Origin of the sequence: Paenibacillus sp. FSL H8-0122 (genome assembly GCF_038005345.1) — a bacterium.
In the GTDB taxonomy this organism is placed as follows: domain Bacteria; phylum Bacillota; class Bacilli; order Paenibacillales; family Paenibacillaceae; genus Paenibacillus_AQ.
In genome coordinates this window covers 24,962-40,497 of record NZ_JBBOTB010000002.1, presented here as the reverse complement: position 1 = coordinate 40,497, position 15,536 = coordinate 24,962, and the positions used below count along the sequence as shown (strand labels likewise).

Below are 15,536 nucleotides of genomic sequence, written 5' to 3'. Positions count from 1 at the left end.
TTAAATAACGCATTCCGATTAGTTCCGATTGCCGCACATAATAGGAAGTTTTTCGTTTTCAGTTCCGATTAATTCCGATACTTTCAGATACAAATAGATTCAAAATAGATTCACGGACTCAGGATTAATATGCTGGGTCCTCCACTTTCAAAATATCTCGGAACGGTATCTTCACAGTATCATTATAACCCTGTCGAATGTGAATTAGCTGCTTGTCACCGTCAAGTTTTTCAACAGTACCCTGAACAGCCCCTTGTTTGTAAACGAGTAAAATTAATGACTTATCCGTCTGCTTTGCTTCCTGGAGTCTTTCAGCAATTTCCTGCTGTGTGAATTCATCCAGCTTGGGGCGGTCGTCATTTTTTCGTTTGCTCGATAGCTTGGGTATAACTGTCATTTCTCATCATCCTCTCGAACGTTTGTTCCTGTATTATATACGAATAAACGTTCGTACATCAATAGTTCGGAGGGATTTATATGAAAATAGAATTTATGACGCTCCTACGGTTTATTGACAACTTCTTTGATCCAGAGGACTACGGAAGCTGGCGTTACTATGATCGCCCCGTGCTTGATCCGCAGCAAGCCAAAGAGGTAGCACAGTGGTATCCAGTCGGCATCCCCCACGCTATCGCATTGTATCGGTATGCAGATGTACGACGCTGGGAGCGGGCCGGAGAGTCATACGGCAGGCCAGTGATCGTAATCAAGCACAAGCCATATGAGATGTTGAATTTCTGAGTTAAGGCAAATTTTCCTGAGCGCTCCGACACGCATAGATAATGCGCAAATACTTGTTGACGCGCATTATCTATGCGTGTTATAATAGATACAGAAGGGAGGGGAGATAATGGGGAAGCAAAGGACGGTCAGGCAAGTAATCAAAGCCTTGAAGCAGGCGGGATTCGTGCAGTCACCGAATCACGGTAAGCGAACCAGCCATAACCGCTGGATTCACAAAACCGACCCTACCCGCTACGCTGATCTCAGCAATCACGGTTCAGGGGATGTACTTGCAAAAGGCACCTTGAAAAGCATGGAACGGACTTCCGGGGTTGAGTTTTAACCCCGGGGTTTTCCCCTATCCCCTTCCAGAAAAGCAAAGGAGCGTGTCTCAATTGAAAACACATTACGTTTATCCGGTTGTTGTTGAGCGGACGGAAACGAATTTAAGTATGTACTTTCCGGATTTTCCCGGAACGGCCGTAACCGCGGTAGAGTTGACAGAAGGTTTAGGACGGGCGAAAGAGTTATTAGCTTTCCGCGCGCAAGAGCTGGAAGAAGCCGGACACCCGCTCCCTGCTCCCTCGGAACCGGAGCAGATCGACCTGGAGGATAAAAGCGACAGGATTGTTTTCGTGGAAGTGTATATGCCGCCGTACCGCGATGCTGCAGCGAACAAGGCCGTTACTAAAAACTGCACGTTGCCAAAATGGTTACGTGATGCTGCTGATGATGCTGGTTTGAATTTCTCTTTGGTGCTGCAGAGCGGATTAAAGGAAGCTCTGGGGATCGACAAGCAAGGCCGGTTATGAACTCTGCCACATTTCTTCATCAGGTCTCAGTATCCGTAAACTGTGTGAGATAAAAAGAGCCGCCCGGGATCACTCCTGTGGCGGCTCTTTAATATGATCCGTTGCAGAGGGTTTAGGATAAGGCAAATTTTCCTGAGCAACATCTATTTCATACAACCTCTTGAAATACGTATTGATACGTGTTATAATATTATTAGGAGGTGAGGGAAGGATGAAGAGTTACTCTTCAAGAGAGGTGTTAAGGATACTGAACGAAAATGGATGGTACAAAGTACACTCCGTAGGCGATCACTTCCAATTCAAACACCCGACCATTAAGGGCAAAGTTACCATAACCCACCCGGTCAAAGATGTTGCAATACATATCCTAAAGGATGTAGAGAAAAAGACGGGGCTGAAATTCTAGCCCCCCCTTTTTTCCTCTTTTTAATAAATAAATATATAATAATTTTGAGAAACAAATCTCATTTAGGAAGGTGTACACATTGAAAAAAAGCTATACGTATCCAGCAATCCTGAACTTTACGGATAAACACATTGAAATTTCCTTTCCTGACTTGGAAGAAGCCCTTTCCCAGGCCGATAATGTGGAACAAGCCGTTAGACGCGCGAACGAAGTGTTAAAGCTCACAATTGAAAGCCGCCTAGAGGATAAAGAGGCATTTCCGTTGCCTACTCCATTAAATGATCTGCAGCTTGAGTCTAACCAGCGGACAATCGTCGCTACGGCGATTTTGAATGAAAAGGTGACTTACGTAAAAAAGACATTAACCATCCCTAGCGATTTAAACGAAGATGCAGAAGTCGCTGGATTGAATTTTTCTCAAGTGTTACAGCGTGCGCTCCGCGAGGAACTGAGTGGAAAATAACCCGCCTGACAATGCCTGAAAGTTATGGGAATAAAAAGAGCCGCCCAGGATTATTCCTGTGGCGGCTCTTCCTTATCACGCTTCATCTTCTCTTCGATAGCTTCAAGAATAAAGGCGTTGCGACTCATCTCTACCGCTTTTGCAGCGGCATCAATTCGCTCTCTGTCACCCTTCTTCACCCAAAGCTTTACTTGGTCATAATTCGCGGCGTTGTATTTATCCTTGGCACGTGTGGATGCCTTGCCTTTTTGTTCCATATGCTTGTCCCTCCTCTCATATATGATATCACAAGATATATACTGTAACCAGTATAAAAACTATTGACTTTATAGTGGTACCAGTATATAATAAAGATAAGAGAGGAGGTGAACAACACATGAAAGATTGGGTTCAGCTAATAAATAGTTTGGTAAGCCTTTTGACCGCCTTAGTATTACTTATAAAGGCAGCCAAAGAACCAAACAAAAAAGGAACCAAAAAACGCAGCCCCCGAGGCAAACGTAAATAGGTTCCCAGAGAGCAGGAGTTGCACCTCCTGCTCTCATCCCAATCATAACATAAATCTCAAATCAGTTGCCACTCATAACATGCGTCCCACCACTTTAAGGAGGAATGAATTATGTTGAATACAATTACTTTAATCATTAGTTGTGTAGCAGCAATTGTCTCAGTCACAGCGCTGGTCTTAATCGTCAAAAACAAGGGCCGGCGCTAATGCTATCCATACACCTGCAACGGCTGACCGGGAGGGCGCCAACCTTATGAGATTAGAGTATCTGAAGTCAGGACTGCCGGTGAGGATCACAAAGGGCTTTCACGTAGGCAAGACGGGCAAGGTGCTGTCCGTTGGAACCTTTGAGGGCGGCCCAAAACGGATCGGGGCGTTGGTGGATCTCGGAGAATCGCTGCTGATTATTGTGGAGCCAGAAGGAATTGAAAAAGATGCTTCACCCGCCTGATGATGGCCGGAAGGGAACCGGCCGAAACCATTTTGCGCTACGGCGCAGGATGGTCGCGGGAACCCGCTACGAGCTGACCCGGCCAGGTTGGCCTTCACATATATTGTTCTTTGTAAAATACATAGATTGATTTACCTAATTCTGCTAAAATGGTTGTGTTTATAACTATTTTCAAGCGGAGGGTATATGAATAAATTTAAGTTTATAGCTTCAGCGTCTATTGTTGCTGCTCTACTATTGGGCGGCTGTTCAAATGATAAGACTGAAAATGCTGCGCCTTCAACAACACCGACAAGCACACAAGATTCAAAGACCGCAGACTATTGGACTGTAGTTAATAAGACTACATGGACGGATGATTTTGACGGTTTAAAAACCAGCATAAATAAGGTAGTTGTATCTGATGAGGTGCCACTTTCAGATGGTAGTAAAAAATCAGCAGTAGGCGTAAGTTTCACTATTGAAAATACTACAAAAGAAACATTTAACACTTTTCCTGATCAAGCTGAGATAGTTACTTCAACTGGAGAGCAGATAACGGCAGACCTATTTCAAAGTGAGGATATAGGTGGAGAAATTTTCGAAGGGGTCACCAAAAAAGGCGGGGTTATTTTTTTTCTCGAACGTGGCAATGCCAAAGATATAAAGTGGGTCACTCTAAAATGGTTTGCTAAACATGGCGAAGCTATGGGAGACGGAGAGAGAATGGATTACGATGTAAAAATGGAGTTTTAAGCATTACCCCGCCAGCATCAACCGGCGGGGCTTTTCATATTCCCAAGCGTTTGTGAATTTACTTTACTGCGGGAGCCTGAGCCTTAAGATAAGCTGCCTCAATGGCTGCCCGGATCTCTGTAGGCGTGATCTTGATACCCCTGCTGCCTAATTGCTGTGTTGCATACTCCAGAGCTTGGGAAAGCTTAATCTGACTCTCTGCGCTCTTGTAAACTGTTTCGGCATAAGCATAGGCTTCACTCGCCACCTTGTGCAGCAGCTCCCGCTGTGTCGCGTCCAGCTTGCTATCCAGATACGTAACAGCCCTTGCCTTGATAACGCCGACAGCAGCCAGCAGGACGGCGGCCAGAGCGCCAACAACGGCGGTGACAATGGTAGTGATATACGGCTGTGCCGCTTCAACAATGGGTTGCATAATCACTTGCCCCCTTTCGTGAGTGTCACTGTTTTACTTGGCTGATCCCAACCCACCGTAAGGCCGAGAGCTTCCGCCACAGCCCGTACGGGGAGGTATGTTACTCCATCATCCAGTACACCGTCCTGAATCTTCTTTCCATTGACATTTACTGTAACTTTTACATCCTTTTTCACAATCTTGGCCCCCCCTTGTAATTTATCAATGACGGCATAAGCCGCAGCCACCTTTCCCGCTGATGGTTGCTTACCAGCTCTTAACTGTGCAATACTCAGGCCAAAAGTCATATCAAAGTGTGGCATATCCTTAAATGACCGCCAATCACCGCCCCATGAAAGTCCGAGCTTCTTTGCCTCTTCAACCACTTCTGACCAGTCCGGCAGACTATCCTTGTCACCATCTCGCAGCGTGTCCCAAGATACAGTACGGCCATCCGGGAGAAGAAGCCCGAAGTCAATGGCTAATCCGTGATTGTGGTTGCTGGTCCCGCCTTTGGCATTGGTAACAATGCTCCCCGGTTTCGTCCGACCTTGTGCATATAGAGCGTCCTGCTCCGCTTTACTACGGAAGCCCTGAGTAATGACTATATTTACCCCCCGGGTATAGCAGCGCTCAATTAGCGCGACGGTAGCCGCCACAAGGACTGGATGCAGTCCGGATAGACGCGGTAAGGATTTTAGCTTAACTTGATCAAGCGTCAGCATCCCGCTTCGCCTCCTCTCTCTTAACCGCCGGGAATGAGAGGAACAGATCCTGTCGTTTGGTGTACATAAGCACAGTCAGAATCACCAGTCCCAATGTGGTGCCGGTCTGTGCTACGGCCCAAGCTGTAGACTTAAGCGCTGCATAGACGGCATCCCCACCGGTGACGTTTGAAAATCGAATCCAAAAGGCCACAGCCATCTTAACGGTGTATGCTCCCAGGAAGGAGAACGCCGCCAGCATAAAGAGACTGACCACCCGCGCCCGGAATCTCTTGCGGAAGTACAAAAAAAGCGCGGCCATAAGCAGCAACGCACAGATGAATGAAATACCATATGCAATTAACAGCAAGATATCAGTGCCCCCCATGATTAACACTCCTGTCGTAAATTAAAAATTCTGCGAAGCCGTTGTTCTCGATTTCCTCCTGAATCTCCTTGGACGCATCTTTATAACGGCGAATAGAGACCGTAACCCGGCCGGATGCTTGATGCAGCTCTCTTTCTCTGTCACGGTATCCGGGGAATATTCGTTTGATCCAATTACTCAACACGTTATCCACCCCTGTCCTCATCATTGCCGTTATTGGCGGAATGATCTATTTTGAGTCTCTGCAGCACTTCCAGTGTTGGCGCCATAAAGTCGGCCCGCTCTTTGTCCAGAATCGCCTGCAGCCGGTCCCTGTCCTCTTCTGCGCGGTCCAGCAGATCACGCGTAACCAGGTTCCCCCGCCGGATGTCTCTCACAAAACCAAAGACAATAAAGACCAGCACCAGAGCCACGATATAAGCAAGGCCGTATTTGTCTGCGAGCGGCAGCAGTTTCTCTAAATTTGTGACGCTATTGCTATCCATTCCCCCGCTCCCCTCTCCCTAAAGTCAAATAGCCCCCGGGGATCCGAGGGCAAAATAAAAACGCCTATGAAGGGCGTCATAGATTGGAATATTATGTCGAATTGTGACGGAACAATTCACCTGATTGCATACCCGGATACGTTATAGAAACAAGTTTCCCCGGACGCTGTTCCTTGGATGCTGAATCTTAGCTGGCCATAGATATTGAAACCCGCAGGCAAGTTAAGCTGTGCAAGCGCCAGTCCGCCGACATTTCGGTGCATCTTACCGGATTGCGAAAACATAAGGGCGATAATGGCTGCTGTGCTGCCTAGAGTCGTGATAATGACAACCTCTCGATTGCCGTCATCAACCAGCCACAGACGTCCATATCCACCTATCTGAACGAAATATTCCATATCAGGACAAATTGCGAATACTCCCTCTGGGCTGGCGGGCAGTGTCAGGAAATCAACTCTTACACCATAGGCGACTGTCATCGGTACGCCGCTTGAATAATGACGTAAAACCGGAGGGTTGTACGTCCCTTTGACCTTGTTGCCGTTGACATAGGCTGTTTTCGTTGACTTGATATCACTCGCAACCGCTGTAGCATCATTCGTAGCACTACCTACTAATCCCAGCATGTTTTGTCCCGCCATAATACTTGAAGAAATATAAGATCCGTCAGCTATGGAAAATACGGTATCACTATCAATGAAGCCCGTTCCGAAGTCCCATGGTTTTATCTCTAGTTGACCAGGCGATGGATTATATACCTCACAGTAAATTGTCTCGCCTCCGTAGTGTTGCACCGTCCCGACTTGTTCTTCATCGCTCATGCTTGACCAGAAAGTGGCCCCGTTTATTACATTGTGCGGCTCTGCGGAAGATCCGCCTAAATCAACACCACCTCCTTCACCCTGTAAGATAAAAGCCGTGCCGTCATAAACTAGCGTGTATACACCGCCTTCCGCCAGTTTGGCCACGTTTCCGTTAGAACTTTTAACACTCCTATACCCGAGATTATTGAGGTTAAGCGTGACAGGACCTGTCGATGCACTGAGGGTTTTGATCGTTATCCGAAGACCTGCATATAAAGCTGTTAAATCCTGCATATGAATATAGGCCAAGAGTTGATTCGACCCATAGGCTTCTCCATAGAAACTAGGTAAAATGAGCACGCTTAACCCTCCTCCGTAATAATGGCAGACACAAACACAATATTCGGGGTCCATGAACCCAGCGCACCCACTTCGATAGTTTTTCCAGCAGCCGCTAGAAAGGTTACAGGAACAAAAGAATAATCTCCTGCATCTAAATGAGTGGGAGCAAGAATCGTATAGTTATAGATTTCTGGATTATCACCATATCGAAGTGCCACCTGTACATTATCCGTTGGTTGCGTGACTCTAATATACGTTTTGACAGTATACACCCCTTTAGAAGGTGGGGTGAAGCTAGCTATCGTTTGAGGGGAAGGCCCTTGCTCAAAAATGGCCACATCCTTGGCAACTACCCGATTCACTGCCACTTCTGATTTATTTGCTTTGGCATTCCAAGTTGTACGCTCGGCTGCGGTAATATGCTTGACGGTGTCGGTTGTATGAGTCTGTACAGCCTTGACTGCGGTGTCCAAAATATCCATGTTCCCGTTCAAATCATTAATATCAACAATATCCGTTCCGTCCGGCTTCTTCAGTCCGAGATTCCCTGTTGTCTTCATTCCTACACCCCCTTAGCCATAGACAAGTTCACCATTCGCACTCATATATGTGTATCCGCCGCCAAGACTATTCTCAATATAGCAGTAGAATATGATTTGTCCGTTAGTGTTGAAGCCTCCGGGAATCGCTCCATTATTTCCGATATCTGTATACCAACGAGACCAGTTACCGGTATCAGGCGTAACACTAAACGAAGTGGCATAAGTGGTAATGCGGCGTTCTGCCTTATCCAAATAAAAGCCGCTATAGGTTATTTCATCGTGATAGTTACCCGTTACATAGCCCCCATGTAATTTGACATTCATACCAGCTTCGTCACGCATATAGAAAAATACCCCTTGTTTTGTTTGCCCGTTTCCAGATATCCCCCAGTTTATGGAGCCCATCATATTAGCATAGCGTCCTCCGCCTGGGATCCTGAACAGTTCATACCAGTCGCTGGCAGGGGCGCCAGCTCCGGGAGTTCCCGTACTTATTGTACTGTGACCTACAGGCATCAAGGTACCGAGAGTACCATAGATCCAGGTACCGTTACGTATATTGCTTGGTACGATATTACCGTCAGCACGGGCTTGAGCAGCACTCAGTACGATTTCAGGCGTCCCTTGGCCGGAATTATTCTGGTATACACCTCCTGGAATACGGATATACACTTGATTGCCGTCCCACCCTGTCGATAGCGCGTTGGTATAAGCACCCCGGCGTGGAATGCCTCCCTGGAGACCGAAGATATTGATATCCTCCGGGATGTTGGCAGGATTAAAGTCGGGGTCTTGCAGTAATACAGAAGCAATACCAGCCCCAAAACCACTATCAGTCAGATACGCCCCTTTGGGGAACCCTACTGCGAAATCTCCAGTACCATTAGCCCACATGTATCCGGTAGGTTGATCGTTGGCTCTATTTGGCATGGTGCCCGGAGTTCCTGCGATAGTTGTTCCGGCCAGTACATTAGCCGCAGGAACGGCTACACCCGCAACCGTAATTGCAGTGTCATAAATTCCCGCCGCCTTAACTTGCGCGGTAGGTCCTGGCGTTACCGTCCCTCCGGTTTGTACAGGCAGTGTGCCGATTACATCTCCCGCATCCGTTGCCGCCGTTTTTCCCGCGCGGATATCCCCAGCTACTGCATTACCGGAGCCACCCGCGCTATCTGCCAAAAAATCCGTTCCAACCTTGCGGAACATATAGGGTTTACCTACAAGCAGTTTCCCGGCGGCGTATGCGACGCCCTTCTGATCCTTGAGCGCGACCGCTCCCAGGCCGTTGATATTCACCGTAGGGTTAGCAGCGTTAACTATGTGCGGAACGATAGTAATCCCGAACCCCTCTGCAATACTGGCCGGGGCTGGTGTGAGAGTGACCGTGTAGGTCGCCCCGGTTCCGGCTGTCAGTGAATATGCAGGTTGACGAACATAATCAATAATTCCAGATTTTGCGTCCAACTGCCACTGAATATTTCCCGTCACTCCGTCCAAATATCCAAACTCAGTATTGGTAATCCCTCCTGTTCCGATCTTTGTAGCATTGATCTGTGCTGCGTTGCTAACATCAGCATCCACGATAATTCCCGGTGTCAAAGTAAATACATTACTACCTGCTGGGGAAGTTACATCACCTGTAGCCGCCGGAAGCCTTGCTGCTGGAAGCGTCCCACTGGTAAGATCTGCGGCAGAACGTGTCGGCAGGTCGGCAAGGGATGCTCCCGACTTACTGAGCTTACTCCAGGCAATGGCGGCGGCGCTGTTAACGTCAGCATCTACGATAACCCCCGGAGCAATTGAAGTCACACCATCCCCCGTACTGGTTATATCCCCGGTATGATTGGGATGCACATACTTATTAGCCCCGGCAGCCACTGTATCCAGTTTCGCCTTGTCTGCTGCGTCCATCAGTCCGGCTGCGGCCGTAGTGGCAACGGCGGTAGATGCCTTGGCATTCCAAGTCGTGCGTTCAGCCGCCGTAATATGCTTGACTGTATCGGCAGTATGGTCCTGCACGGTCTTAACCGCGGTATCGAGGATATCCATATTTCCGTTTATATCCGCTATATCTACGTTATCTGTTCCTTCCGGCTTCTTCAGCCCAAGATTCCCCGTTGTCTTCATGACTCACACTCCTATTCATATACTCTCAGTTCGTTCCAGGTTTTTTCATGTGCAGCGGTCCATGTGAGGAAATTCAGGGAGTCCCAGAAGGTATAGGTATACGCAAAATCATAGACCAGGTGTGCAGGCTTAATTTCCTCCAAAATCTGAATCAGACCTGCCATGTTAGAAGGAATGCCCAGCGTTCCCACGAACCGGACAACAAACCGATACTCTCCGGGTACTTCTTCAACCATCACATCACCACCAGAAAATGCAGATGCTGTTCGCTGGATCATCTGCTCCGTGGTGGTTCCGATCCCGCGTAACTTGGCAGATATCAATTCCCGGCGAGTAGCAAGAGACTTTGAAGGGTCAATGCTTATCCCAAATTCCCGCTCCCACCGTCCAAGACTGAAGGTTGCTGTTTCCACTGCATACTGCACCCGGACTTCCTCGGCCCGATTATTCAGCTGCGTAATTTGCTCAGAAAAAATATCAAGCAATTGCCGGAGTTTACCGGCTTTATTGTACACATCAGGAAGCTGCTTGCTAATATCCGGGGCCACTATGCCGCCGGGCTGGTCTATATCGGAGCTGCCGGAGAAGAGCAAGGTTCCATACTTGGAATCACCGTAAGGCATTGTTTACACCCCCTTGAGCTGGTTCCAGGTTAACGCGCCCTGCTTGGAAAGTGCTGTCCAGCTCCCCCAGGCTTCCGCACTCACGCCTTGCCTGAAGGCTAGCCCATTCCCGCCCACTGCAATCTGCACCGGCCAGCCCCCGGAGGGTTCATTGGAAGACCAGCCAGCTACGTTAAGCACATATACATACATCCCCGAAGCGGAAACCGGAGGATTGCCCACGGCAGTCAATGCTTTAAATGCTCCCGTCAATTTTTTGGATTGAAGTTCACCGGGTTTGTCGGCTACCGCTCGAGTATCTAACATATTTATAGCATCCGCTGATCCTCCAGCGGCAGGCAGAGCAGCAGGCTTACCCGCCACCCCGGACCAGGGAACGCTGTCAGCCACAGCAGCAAAGTCCACCTTACCGTCATTGTTCGTGTCATAGATACTTTTAAGCATATCGCCCGCTGTCTGCGCAGCCACCAGCAGCACATTGCCTGCCGTGGACCCGATATACAGTTTGTTAGTGTCGGTACAATAACCCAGCTCCCCGGCAGCAAGAGTGCCTATTGCCGATTCCAAGCCGCGTCGAATCTGTATTAGTGCTTTTCTCGCCATATCACCTCACCCGCTCTCTAGAATGTCCCGCCGTCAATGGCTGCGACCATCAGGCGATTTCCGTTCGCTGCATCATAGACAAGGCTTTCGCTGTCTATATTAGCCTCTATGCCTGTCGCATTGACCAGGATGCCCTTGCCCGGCTTTGCTGCTACGCTTGTTGCACCTACCGTAATCCCGTTGCCAGCCCCCACGGTCAGCGTTACACTATCCGCCTGCCCGCCGCCGGTTAAGCCATTTCCCGCCGTAATGGTCTGTAGCGCCCCGCCGGTGCGCACCCAAGCGGTCCCGTTCCAGCTATATATCTTCTGCTCATCATCCACATAAGCGGTCCAGCCCACAGCCGGAACATAATACGCCCAGGCTCCAGAGGTGTACTCTGCAATCTGATTCGTTTTTCCTGCCCATGCACCGGTAGCCCCAGCAGGGATAATATAGCGGTCCGTTTCCGCCGGGCTTGCAGGCGGGGCCGTCAGGTTTTGATCTTTAACGGAAGCCTGCGGCTCGATATTATGCTTGGCCAGCTCAATCTCGTTTTTGATTTTCTGCGCCGACCATAGATCTGTAATGGCTGCCCCGGTATCATTGATCAGCCGGTGCTTGGCAGCGTCGTTAATGTGCGTTGCAATCTCCGCTGCTGTCTTCGTATTCGTGCCATCCGATACTTTATTGGGATGGCCTGCGGTGATGTCCGCCTTAAGTACTTTGGCATACGTGGTTCCATCGGCAACGTTATCTATCGAACCGGTAAGATCTGCCAGAGAGAGCACATTGACGCGGACCCATGCAGAGCCACTGTCAAAGTACAAATAGCCCATGTTGGCCCCACTCGTGACGTAATAGAGGCGGCCTACCGAAGCGGCTGCAGGACGCGAAGCTTCCGGACCGGACAGCGCCCGGCCTACCATGGAATTAGAGGTGCCGTCTCCGATGTAAATTTCTTTCGTGTCCGTACAGAAACCCAACTCACCAGCCTTTAGCGCCCCGTAAGTGGTCAGCTCTGCCCGCGTACCCCGTTTAATCTGAATAGTTTGTGCCATGTTACACCTCTCTCGTAAATGATCCGCCGTCTATCTGCCCGCTGGCCTTATACCGTTCCACCTCGGTCTGAGTGGCTGTAATAGATACCTGGACAGCGTTGATATCATCGGCCTCCACGGTATCGCCCGGCGTCTCGTAGGTCACATAGACTTCAGGGGCAGCCGTGAATATTCTAATGATCCGCCGCCATGGTGTCGCGTCGGGAAAGGATACGCTGTAATTCCGAATCTCCTCCCCGGTGAAGCGGGGGCCAGTGTATACACGAATCGTCTTATTATTGATATTGTCATGGCGAAGGAGGCCGTCAAAATATCCGCCAGCAATCGCAATCCGTTCCTCCACCACATAATCACGGCCGGTTTGACTTTTGTTCAACTTCTCGGTAAATACATCCACATCATCTGGATAAGCCATATTACACCCCCAGGTTAACGGTACCAAGCAACGGCACCTCTTCATCAGCAAGCGCAATATTCGCACTGCTTCCGTTCAGGGTCAAGGCTGAATAGTCCAAGACGCCATCAGTGCCTAATAACAGCGCACCAATCACGGCATGACTGACGTAGGACACCACGAATGCAGCCTTTTCGCGCCATTCTTCCACCTTTGAGCGGAAATGATCCATGACGTCCTGCAGCGCGTAACCTGAAGCTAAGACCACCGTAGCCTCGATATTAACCGTCTTGGCTTTGGCTGCCGACACTGTGACCACCGCGCCGATAGGGGCTTGGCCTTCTCCCTGTCCCGGAGCTGGATCAATATAATCTTGTACCTGCTGCACTAACCCCGCCGAAGCAGGCAGTTTGTCGCTGTCCGCAATCACCACCTTGACCGTCTTCGGTCCGGCCCATAGCGGGAAGACCTTAGCCGCCCCCACGCCTGCGACATCCCGGCTCCACCGCATATAGTCGGCTTTGTTACCGCTCGTACCGGGATTCTGGCGCCGTTGTAGCACGCGCTCACGGAAAGCTGCATCCGTTTCCCGGTCACGGCCGTCCTGGGTCTGCTGGGCATTATGGACGGATACAACATCCGGATTAGGGTTGACGACTACGGTTATAGTGCCGGCCGGCACATTGCCTGCGGCTCCCATCTCCACAGCCATAATCTCCACGGTCCCGGTTCCAGCAGCAGAAAGCTTGACGGCTTCTGTGGTTTCAAATCGTACCCCGGTAGCTGTAGCCACCAAGAACCCCGCAAGCAGCTCATAACCCGCCGTGCCGGTCACAGTGATGTAGCCGGAAGCATATTCCTCGCTATAGACCGAAAGCCCATCATTGCCGCCCAACTTGTAGAGGTTGACACCGGTTGACATATTAAGCGAAGCGGCATTATACACATCCTCCAGGCGCTCGTCTGCCTTGCTTAAGTGCCAGGCAAATAAACGTAGGATCATACCCATGGGCGATTTTTCGGAAGTATCCAGCTCTTCGCCAAATACTTCCTTCGCTTTATCCGCAACATCAGCAAAAATCTCCGCGAACCGCTGGCGCTTAAAGCCCTGATCATCCACCAATTTCCACCCCCTCTACTGTTATGATCTCTCCATTGATGCCCGTTGCGGTAAACGATACGACAAGCTGCCGGAGCTGCCGGTTAAAATCAAAGTCAATGGTATCCACCGTTTGTATTCTCGGTTCCTGGAGCAGCCCGGCTCTGATTTCGTCCTGCATTTCATCACGGGACACGCCTTTCCCCAGAAACTTTTTATGATCAATGCCCAGCTCTGGATTCAGGAACCATTCACCCTTTTGCACACCCAGGATCAACCGGCACGATTGCGCGATCTCCAGCGGGCCGGACATCATTTGCAATTGCCCGGCGTCAATGACGATATCCCCAGTATCATCAAGCTTTACAGAGAGCATGGCATCACCCCCACAATCACAGCATCCATGCGGCTGTGTCGGCGGCCGGAGTCTGGTGCGGCCACACGGCCGGACAGTGTATTTTTAATCTCAGCGTCCGCACAGACAACATACACGGTGTCACCTGGAGACAAGACCGGGCGCATGACCGTTTCAAATTCCTGCGTTTTTTTGCCGGTGCCGATGTCGATGTCTAATTTGAATTTGAACTTTTGTCCGGCCACCGGTACGGACATAATCTGTGCCGGATCACTGCCAAATAGCTTAAGCAAAGGCTGCACGGCGGCGGTCAACGTCGCCGGGTCAAAGGTAATCACCTTGCAAGGCAGCGCCACGTTGATCCCGTCTGCCTGCTTGGCCCCATGACCGCCCAGTATACGGGCCAGCGCTCCGGCCGGGTCTGTTTTACTCACATAATCGCCTCCACTTCCGTCACAAAATCTCCGGTATTGCTGAACTTATGGCACCCGCTCCGAACATGCAGCTTACCGGAAAACTCCCGGCAGGTCAGGTTAATGACCGATGCCGTCGTTAATCGCCGTTGCAGTTGTGCTTGGATCTTATATCCCTTGATGCCGTTATCCTCGAAATACTCCGGGCTGCCAATTAAGCCCGTTTGTGGCGACAGCGCAAAGACCGCATCCGCGCCGCTGCGCAAGTTGCGGACATAGAGTTTGCTCTGATTGATGTAGACCGTCGTCCCGCAGTCCTTGCAGACCTCCGTAATGATGTCGGTGACCTTACCCTTCGCGGTGTAGCCGTCCTGGTATCGGTAATCCTGGTTCAGTGTCATTTGCGCCACCGGCAAGCCGATGTATCCGGCCATCTGCTTAATGATCGCACTGGCAAGGGTCCCCTTCGCAAAGGCGATTTCTGTTACCTCCCGCTTGCTCAGATCCTCGCTATCCAGGACATTAATCGTGGTCACCTTGTCCACGCCCTCCCAGCGCGTCCGCACCGCCGATATACGGCCATGAAGGATGATGCCGATATCTCCGGTATAGCCTGCATTGACCATCAGCACCCCGTTACGCCTGACATTGTTAATGGTGGTCTGCGCCAGATTCCAGAGCCGCAGCTCCGATTCATTGGGCAGCGCATCATTGTCAAAGGGTATGTTGCCTTCCATGCTATATCTGCTCAGGGCAAAGGACATATTGCCGGTCATGATCTCAGCGACCCGGCCAAAGTTATTCTTCGCCATCGGATTCATCCTCCCAGACGTAAAGAAAGACGCTCACACCGAGCGCCTCCCAGGTTACTGCTGTGCTTTTCTCTGACTGATCATAGGGGACGATAGGCAGTTTGGGAAACCGATTGTCCTGCACATCGTAGAACAGCGTCTGACCATATACCAGCTTTTCCCCGTACACCAATGCTTCCCCATCCCGGCTCAGATCCACCGTGAAGAAATCATAATCCGGATTGTAGTGAACCTCAAACGTAAATGTTTCATCAGCAATAGAGATATCAAACCGGTATGGAATTAGGCCCTTTTCAATTTCAATGTACTCCATT

General features: G+C 49.9%; 26 protein-coding genes. 8 read left to right on the top strand and 18 right to left on the bottom strand.

Translation table 11 applies throughout. From position 1 onward, the window contains the following. Positions 1 to 124: 124 nt before the first annotated feature. Positions 125 to 397, bottom strand: a complete 273-nt coding sequence (locus NSS64_RS32690) for a YolD-like family protein (RefSeq protein ID WP_341142988.1) — start codon at positions 395 to 397, stop codon at positions 125 to 127. A gap of 80 nt (positions 398 to 477) precedes the next feature. On the opposite strand from NSS64_RS32690, the gene NSS64_RS32685 reads away from it, so the two are divergent. From NSS64_RS32685 to NSS64_RS32665, 5 genes are all read left to right on the top strand, one after another. Continuing rightward, positions 478 to 741: a hypothetical protein gene (locus NSS64_RS32685; RefSeq protein WP_341142987.1), complete on the top strand. Its 264-nt coding sequence runs from the start codon at positions 478 to 480 to the stop codon at positions 739 to 741. A 109-nt stretch (positions 742 to 850) separates the two neighbouring features. After that, positions 851 to 1,066 (top strand): type II toxin-antitoxin system HicA family toxin, encoded by a 216-nt coding sequence (locus NSS64_RS32680; RefSeq protein ID WP_341142986.1) that lies wholly within the window; start codon positions 851 to 853, stop codon positions 1,064 to 1,066. A gap of 43 nt (positions 1,067 to 1,109) precedes the next feature. Continuing rightward, positions 1,110 to 1,535 (top strand): type II toxin-antitoxin system HicB family antitoxin, encoded by a 426-nt coding sequence (locus tag NSS64_RS32675; protein ID WP_445667866.1) that lies wholly within the window; start codon positions 1,110 to 1,112, stop codon positions 1,533 to 1,535. A 211-nt stretch (positions 1,536 to 1,746) separates the two neighbouring features. Then, positions 1,747 to 1,941 (top strand): type II toxin-antitoxin system HicA family toxin, encoded by a 195-nt coding sequence (locus NSS64_RS32670; RefSeq protein WP_341142984.1) that lies wholly within the window; start codon positions 1,747 to 1,749, stop codon positions 1,939 to 1,941. A 79-nt stretch (positions 1,942 to 2,020) separates the two neighbouring features. Next, positions 2,021 to 2,404 (top strand): type II toxin-antitoxin system HicB family antitoxin, encoded by a 384-nt coding sequence (locus tag NSS64_RS32665; RefSeq protein WP_341142983.1) that lies wholly within the window; start codon positions 2,021 to 2,023, stop codon positions 2,402 to 2,404. A gap of 50 nt (positions 2,405 to 2,454) precedes the next feature. Here the strand turns inward: NSS64_RS32665 and NSS64_RS32660 are convergent, their stop codons facing one another. Beyond that, positions 2,455 to 2,661 (bottom strand): transcriptional regulator, encoded by a 207-nt coding sequence (locus NSS64_RS32660; protein WP_341142982.1) that lies wholly within the window; start codon positions 2,659 to 2,661, stop codon positions 2,455 to 2,457. A 119-nt stretch (positions 2,662 to 2,780) separates the two neighbouring features. Here NSS64_RS32660 and NSS64_RS32655 point away from each other — a divergent pair, with 119 nt between their 5' ends. From NSS64_RS32655 to NSS64_RS32645, 3 genes are all read left to right on the top strand, one after another. Then, a complete protein-coding gene (locus NSS64_RS32655) occupies positions 2,781 to 2,912 on the top strand; it encodes a hypothetical protein (protein WP_341142981.1) in 132 nt (43 codons plus the stop codon). Positions 2,913 to 3,165: 253 nt separating this feature from the next. Next, positions 3,166 to 3,363 carry a hypothetical protein gene (locus NSS64_RS32650; protein WP_341142980.1) on the top strand — a complete coding sequence of 66 codons (198 nt, stop codon included), beginning with the start codon at positions 3,166 to 3,168 and terminating at the stop codon, positions 3,361 to 3,363. A gap of 186 nt (positions 3,364 to 3,549) precedes the next feature. Further along, the gene (locus NSS64_RS32645) at positions 3,550 to 4,098 is read left to right on the top strand and encodes a hypothetical protein (protein WP_341142979.1); all 549 of its coding nucleotides are present in this window, start codon (positions 3,550 to 3,552) and stop codon (positions 4,096 to 4,098) included. Between the two features lie 58 nt (positions 4,099 to 4,156). Here NSS64_RS32645 and NSS64_RS32640 read toward each other — a convergent pair whose 3' ends face one another. The 16 genes from NSS64_RS32640 to NSS64_RS32565 all read right to left on the bottom strand — a co-directional run bounded on the left by NSS64_RS32640 (position 4,157) and on the right by NSS64_RS32565 (position 15,535). Continuing rightward, positions 4,157 to 4,513 (bottom strand): phage holin, LLH family, encoded by a 357-nt coding sequence (locus tag NSS64_RS32640; RefSeq protein ID WP_341142978.1) that lies wholly within the window; start codon positions 4,511 to 4,513, stop codon positions 4,157 to 4,159. Between the two features lie 2 nt (positions 4,514 to 4,515). Beyond that, positions 4,516 to 5,217, bottom strand: coding sequence for a M15 family metallopeptidase (locus tag NSS64_RS32635; RefSeq protein WP_341142977.1), 702 nt, complete (start codon positions 5,215 to 5,217; stop codon positions 4,516 to 4,518). After that, entirely contained in the window at positions 5,204 to 5,584 is a 381-nt protein-coding gene (locus tag NSS64_RS32630; protein ID WP_341142976.1) for a hypothetical protein, read from the bottom strand. The genes NSS64_RS32635 and NSS64_RS32630 overlap by 14 nt, the downstream gene beginning before the upstream one ends. Positions 5,585 to 5,769: 185 nt before the next feature. Further along, positions 5,770 to 6,069, bottom strand: a complete 300-nt coding sequence (locus tag NSS64_RS32625; protein ID WP_341142975.1) for a hypothetical protein — start codon at positions 6,067 to 6,069, stop codon at positions 5,770 to 5,772. 116 nt (positions 6,070 to 6,185) lie between these two features. Further along, a complete protein-coding gene (locus tag NSS64_RS32620) occupies positions 6,186 to 7,232 on the bottom strand; it encodes a hypothetical protein (protein WP_341142974.1) in 1,047 nt (348 codons plus the stop codon). A 2-nt stretch (positions 7,233 to 7,234) separates the two neighbouring features. Then, on the bottom strand, positions 7,235 to 7,774 hold the full coding sequence (locus NSS64_RS32615) for a hypothetical protein (protein WP_341142973.1): 540 nt from the start codon (positions 7,772 to 7,774) through the stop codon (positions 7,235 to 7,237). Between the two features lie 12 nt (positions 7,775 to 7,786). Beyond that, positions 7,787 to 9,883, bottom strand: a complete 2,097-nt coding sequence (locus tag NSS64_RS32610; RefSeq protein WP_341142972.1) for a hypothetical protein — start codon at positions 9,881 to 9,883, stop codon at positions 7,787 to 7,789. A gap of 11 nt (positions 9,884 to 9,894) precedes the next feature. Beyond that, positions 9,895 to 10,506, bottom strand: a complete 612-nt coding sequence (locus NSS64_RS32605) for a putative phage tail protein (protein WP_341142971.1) — start codon at positions 10,504 to 10,506, stop codon at positions 9,895 to 9,897. A gap of 3 nt (positions 10,507 to 10,509) precedes the next feature. Next, positions 10,510 to 11,109, bottom strand: coding sequence for a hyaluronate lyase N-terminal domain-containing protein (locus NSS64_RS32600; RefSeq protein ID WP_341142970.1), 600 nt, complete (start codon positions 11,107 to 11,109; stop codon positions 10,510 to 10,512). 17 nt (positions 11,110 to 11,126) lie between these two features. Continuing rightward, the gene (locus NSS64_RS32595) at positions 11,127 to 12,149 is read right to left on the bottom strand and encodes a DUF2793 domain-containing protein (RefSeq protein WP_341142969.1); all 1,023 of its coding nucleotides are present in this window, start codon (positions 12,147 to 12,149) and stop codon (positions 11,127 to 11,129) included. A gap of 1 nt (position 12,150) precedes the next feature. After that, complete coding sequence (locus NSS64_RS32590) at positions 12,151 to 12,564, bottom strand: phosphoglucomutase (RefSeq protein WP_341142968.1); 414 nt, start codon at positions 12,562 to 12,564, stop codon at positions 12,151 to 12,153. Between the two features lies 1 nt (position 12,565). Further along, the gene (locus NSS64_RS32585; protein ID WP_341142967.1) at positions 12,566 to 13,663 is read right to left on the bottom strand and encodes a baseplate J/gp47 family protein; all 1,098 of its coding nucleotides are present in this window, start codon (positions 13,661 to 13,663) and stop codon (positions 12,566 to 12,568) included. Beyond that, the gene (locus NSS64_RS32580) at positions 13,656 to 14,018 is read right to left on the bottom strand and encodes a DUF2634 domain-containing protein (RefSeq protein WP_341142966.1); all 363 of its coding nucleotides are present in this window, start codon (positions 14,016 to 14,018) and stop codon (positions 13,656 to 13,658) included. Before NSS64_RS32580 ends, NSS64_RS32585 begins: the two co-directional genes overlap by 8 nt. Then, on the bottom strand, positions 14,006 to 14,431 hold the full coding sequence (locus NSS64_RS32575; protein WP_341142965.1) for a Gp138 family membrane-puncturing spike protein: 426 nt from the start codon (positions 14,429 to 14,431) through the stop codon (positions 14,006 to 14,008). Before NSS64_RS32575 ends, NSS64_RS32580 begins: the two co-directional genes overlap by 13 nt. After that, positions 14,428 to 15,222 carry a phage protein gene (locus NSS64_RS32570; RefSeq protein WP_341142964.1) on the bottom strand — a complete coding sequence of 265 codons (795 nt, stop codon included), beginning with the start codon at positions 15,220 to 15,222 and terminating at the stop codon, positions 14,428 to 14,430. Before NSS64_RS32570 ends, NSS64_RS32575 begins: the two co-directional genes overlap by 4 nt. Next, positions 15,209 to 15,535, bottom strand: coding sequence for a phage baseplate plug family protein (locus NSS64_RS32565; protein WP_341142963.1), 327 nt, complete (start codon positions 15,533 to 15,535; stop codon positions 15,209 to 15,211). The genes NSS64_RS32570 and NSS64_RS32565 overlap by 14 nt, the downstream gene beginning before the upstream one ends. Position 15,536 lies beyond the last annotated feature (1 nt).

Excerpts from the sequence above, each read along its gene's own strand:
- NSS64_RS32660 (WP_341142982.1), bottom strand. The coding sequence starts at position 2,661 with ATGGAACAAAAAGGCAAGGCATCCACACGTGCCAAGGATAAATACAAC.
- NSS64_RS32615 (WP_341142973.1), bottom strand. The coding sequence starts at position 7,774 with ATGAAGACAACAGGGAATCTCGGACTGAAGAAGCCGGACGGAACGGAT.
- NSS64_RS32595 (WP_341142969.1), bottom strand. The coding sequence starts at position 12,149 with ATGGCACAAACTATTCAGATTAAACGGGGTACGCGGGCAGAGCTGACC.
- NSS64_RS32640 (WP_341142978.1), bottom strand. The coding sequence starts at position 4,513 with ATGCAACCCATTGTTGAAGCGGCACAGCCGTATATCACTACCATTGTC.
- NSS64_RS32635 (WP_341142977.1), bottom strand. The coding sequence starts at position 5,217 with ATGCTGACGCTTGATCAAGTTAAGCTAAAATCCTTACCGCGTCTATCC.
- NSS64_RS32590 (WP_341142968.1), bottom strand. The coding sequence starts at position 12,564 with ATGGCTTATCCAGATGATGTGGATGTATTTACCGAGAAGTTGAACAAA.
- NSS64_RS32605 (WP_341142971.1), bottom strand. The coding sequence starts at position 10,506 with ATGCCTTACGGTGATTCCAAGTATGGAACCTTGCTCTTCTCCGGCAGC.
- NSS64_RS32655 (WP_341142981.1), top strand. The coding sequence starts at position 2,781 with ATGAAAGATTGGGTTCAGCTAATAAATAGTTTGGTAAGCCTTTTGACC.
- NSS64_RS32670 (WP_341142984.1), top strand. The coding sequence starts at position 1,747 with ATGAAGAGTTACTCTTCAAGAGAGGTGTTAAGGATACTGAACGAAAAT.
- NSS64_RS32600 (WP_341142970.1), bottom strand. The coding sequence starts at position 11,109 with ATGGCGAGAAAAGCACTAATACAGATTCGACGCGGCTTGGAATCGGCA.
- NSS64_RS32650 (WP_341142980.1), top strand. The coding sequence starts at position 3,166 with ATGAGATTAGAGTATCTGAAGTCAGGACTGCCGGTGAGGATCACAAAG.
- NSS64_RS32690 (WP_341142988.1), bottom strand. The coding sequence starts at position 397 with ATGACAGTTATACCCAAGCTATCGAGCAAACGAAAAAATGACGACCGC.
- NSS64_RS32625 (WP_341142975.1), bottom strand. The coding sequence starts at position 6,069 with ATGGATAGCAATAGCGTCACAAATTTAGAGAAACTGCTGCCGCTCGCA.
- NSS64_RS32565 (WP_341142963.1), bottom strand. The coding sequence starts at position 15,535 with ATGGAGTACATTGAAATTGAAAAGGGCCTAATTCCATACCGGTTTGAT.
- NSS64_RS32680 (WP_341142986.1), top strand. The coding sequence starts at position 851 with ATGGGGAAGCAAAGGACGGTCAGGCAAGTAATCAAAGCCTTGAAGCAG.
- NSS64_RS32630 (WP_341142976.1), bottom strand. The coding sequence starts at position 5,584 with ATGGGGGGCACTGATATCTTGCTGTTAATTGCATATGGTATTTCATTC.
- NSS64_RS32580 (WP_341142966.1), bottom strand. The coding sequence starts at position 14,018 with ATGCTCTCTGTAAAGCTTGATGATACTGGGGATATCGTCATTGACGCC.
- NSS64_RS32685 (WP_341142987.1), top strand. The coding sequence starts at position 478 with ATGAAAATAGAATTTATGACGCTCCTACGGTTTATTGACAACTTCTTT.
- NSS64_RS32570 (WP_341142964.1), bottom strand. The coding sequence starts at position 15,222 with ATGGCGAAGAATAACTTTGGCCGGGTCGCTGAGATCATGACCGGCAAT.
- NSS64_RS32645 (WP_341142979.1), top strand. The coding sequence starts at position 3,550 with ATGAATAAATTTAAGTTTATAGCTTCAGCGTCTATTGTTGCTGCTCTA.
- NSS64_RS32610 (WP_341142972.1), bottom strand. The coding sequence starts at position 9,883 with ATGAAGACAACGGGGAATCTTGGGCTGAAGAAGCCGGAAGGAACAGAT.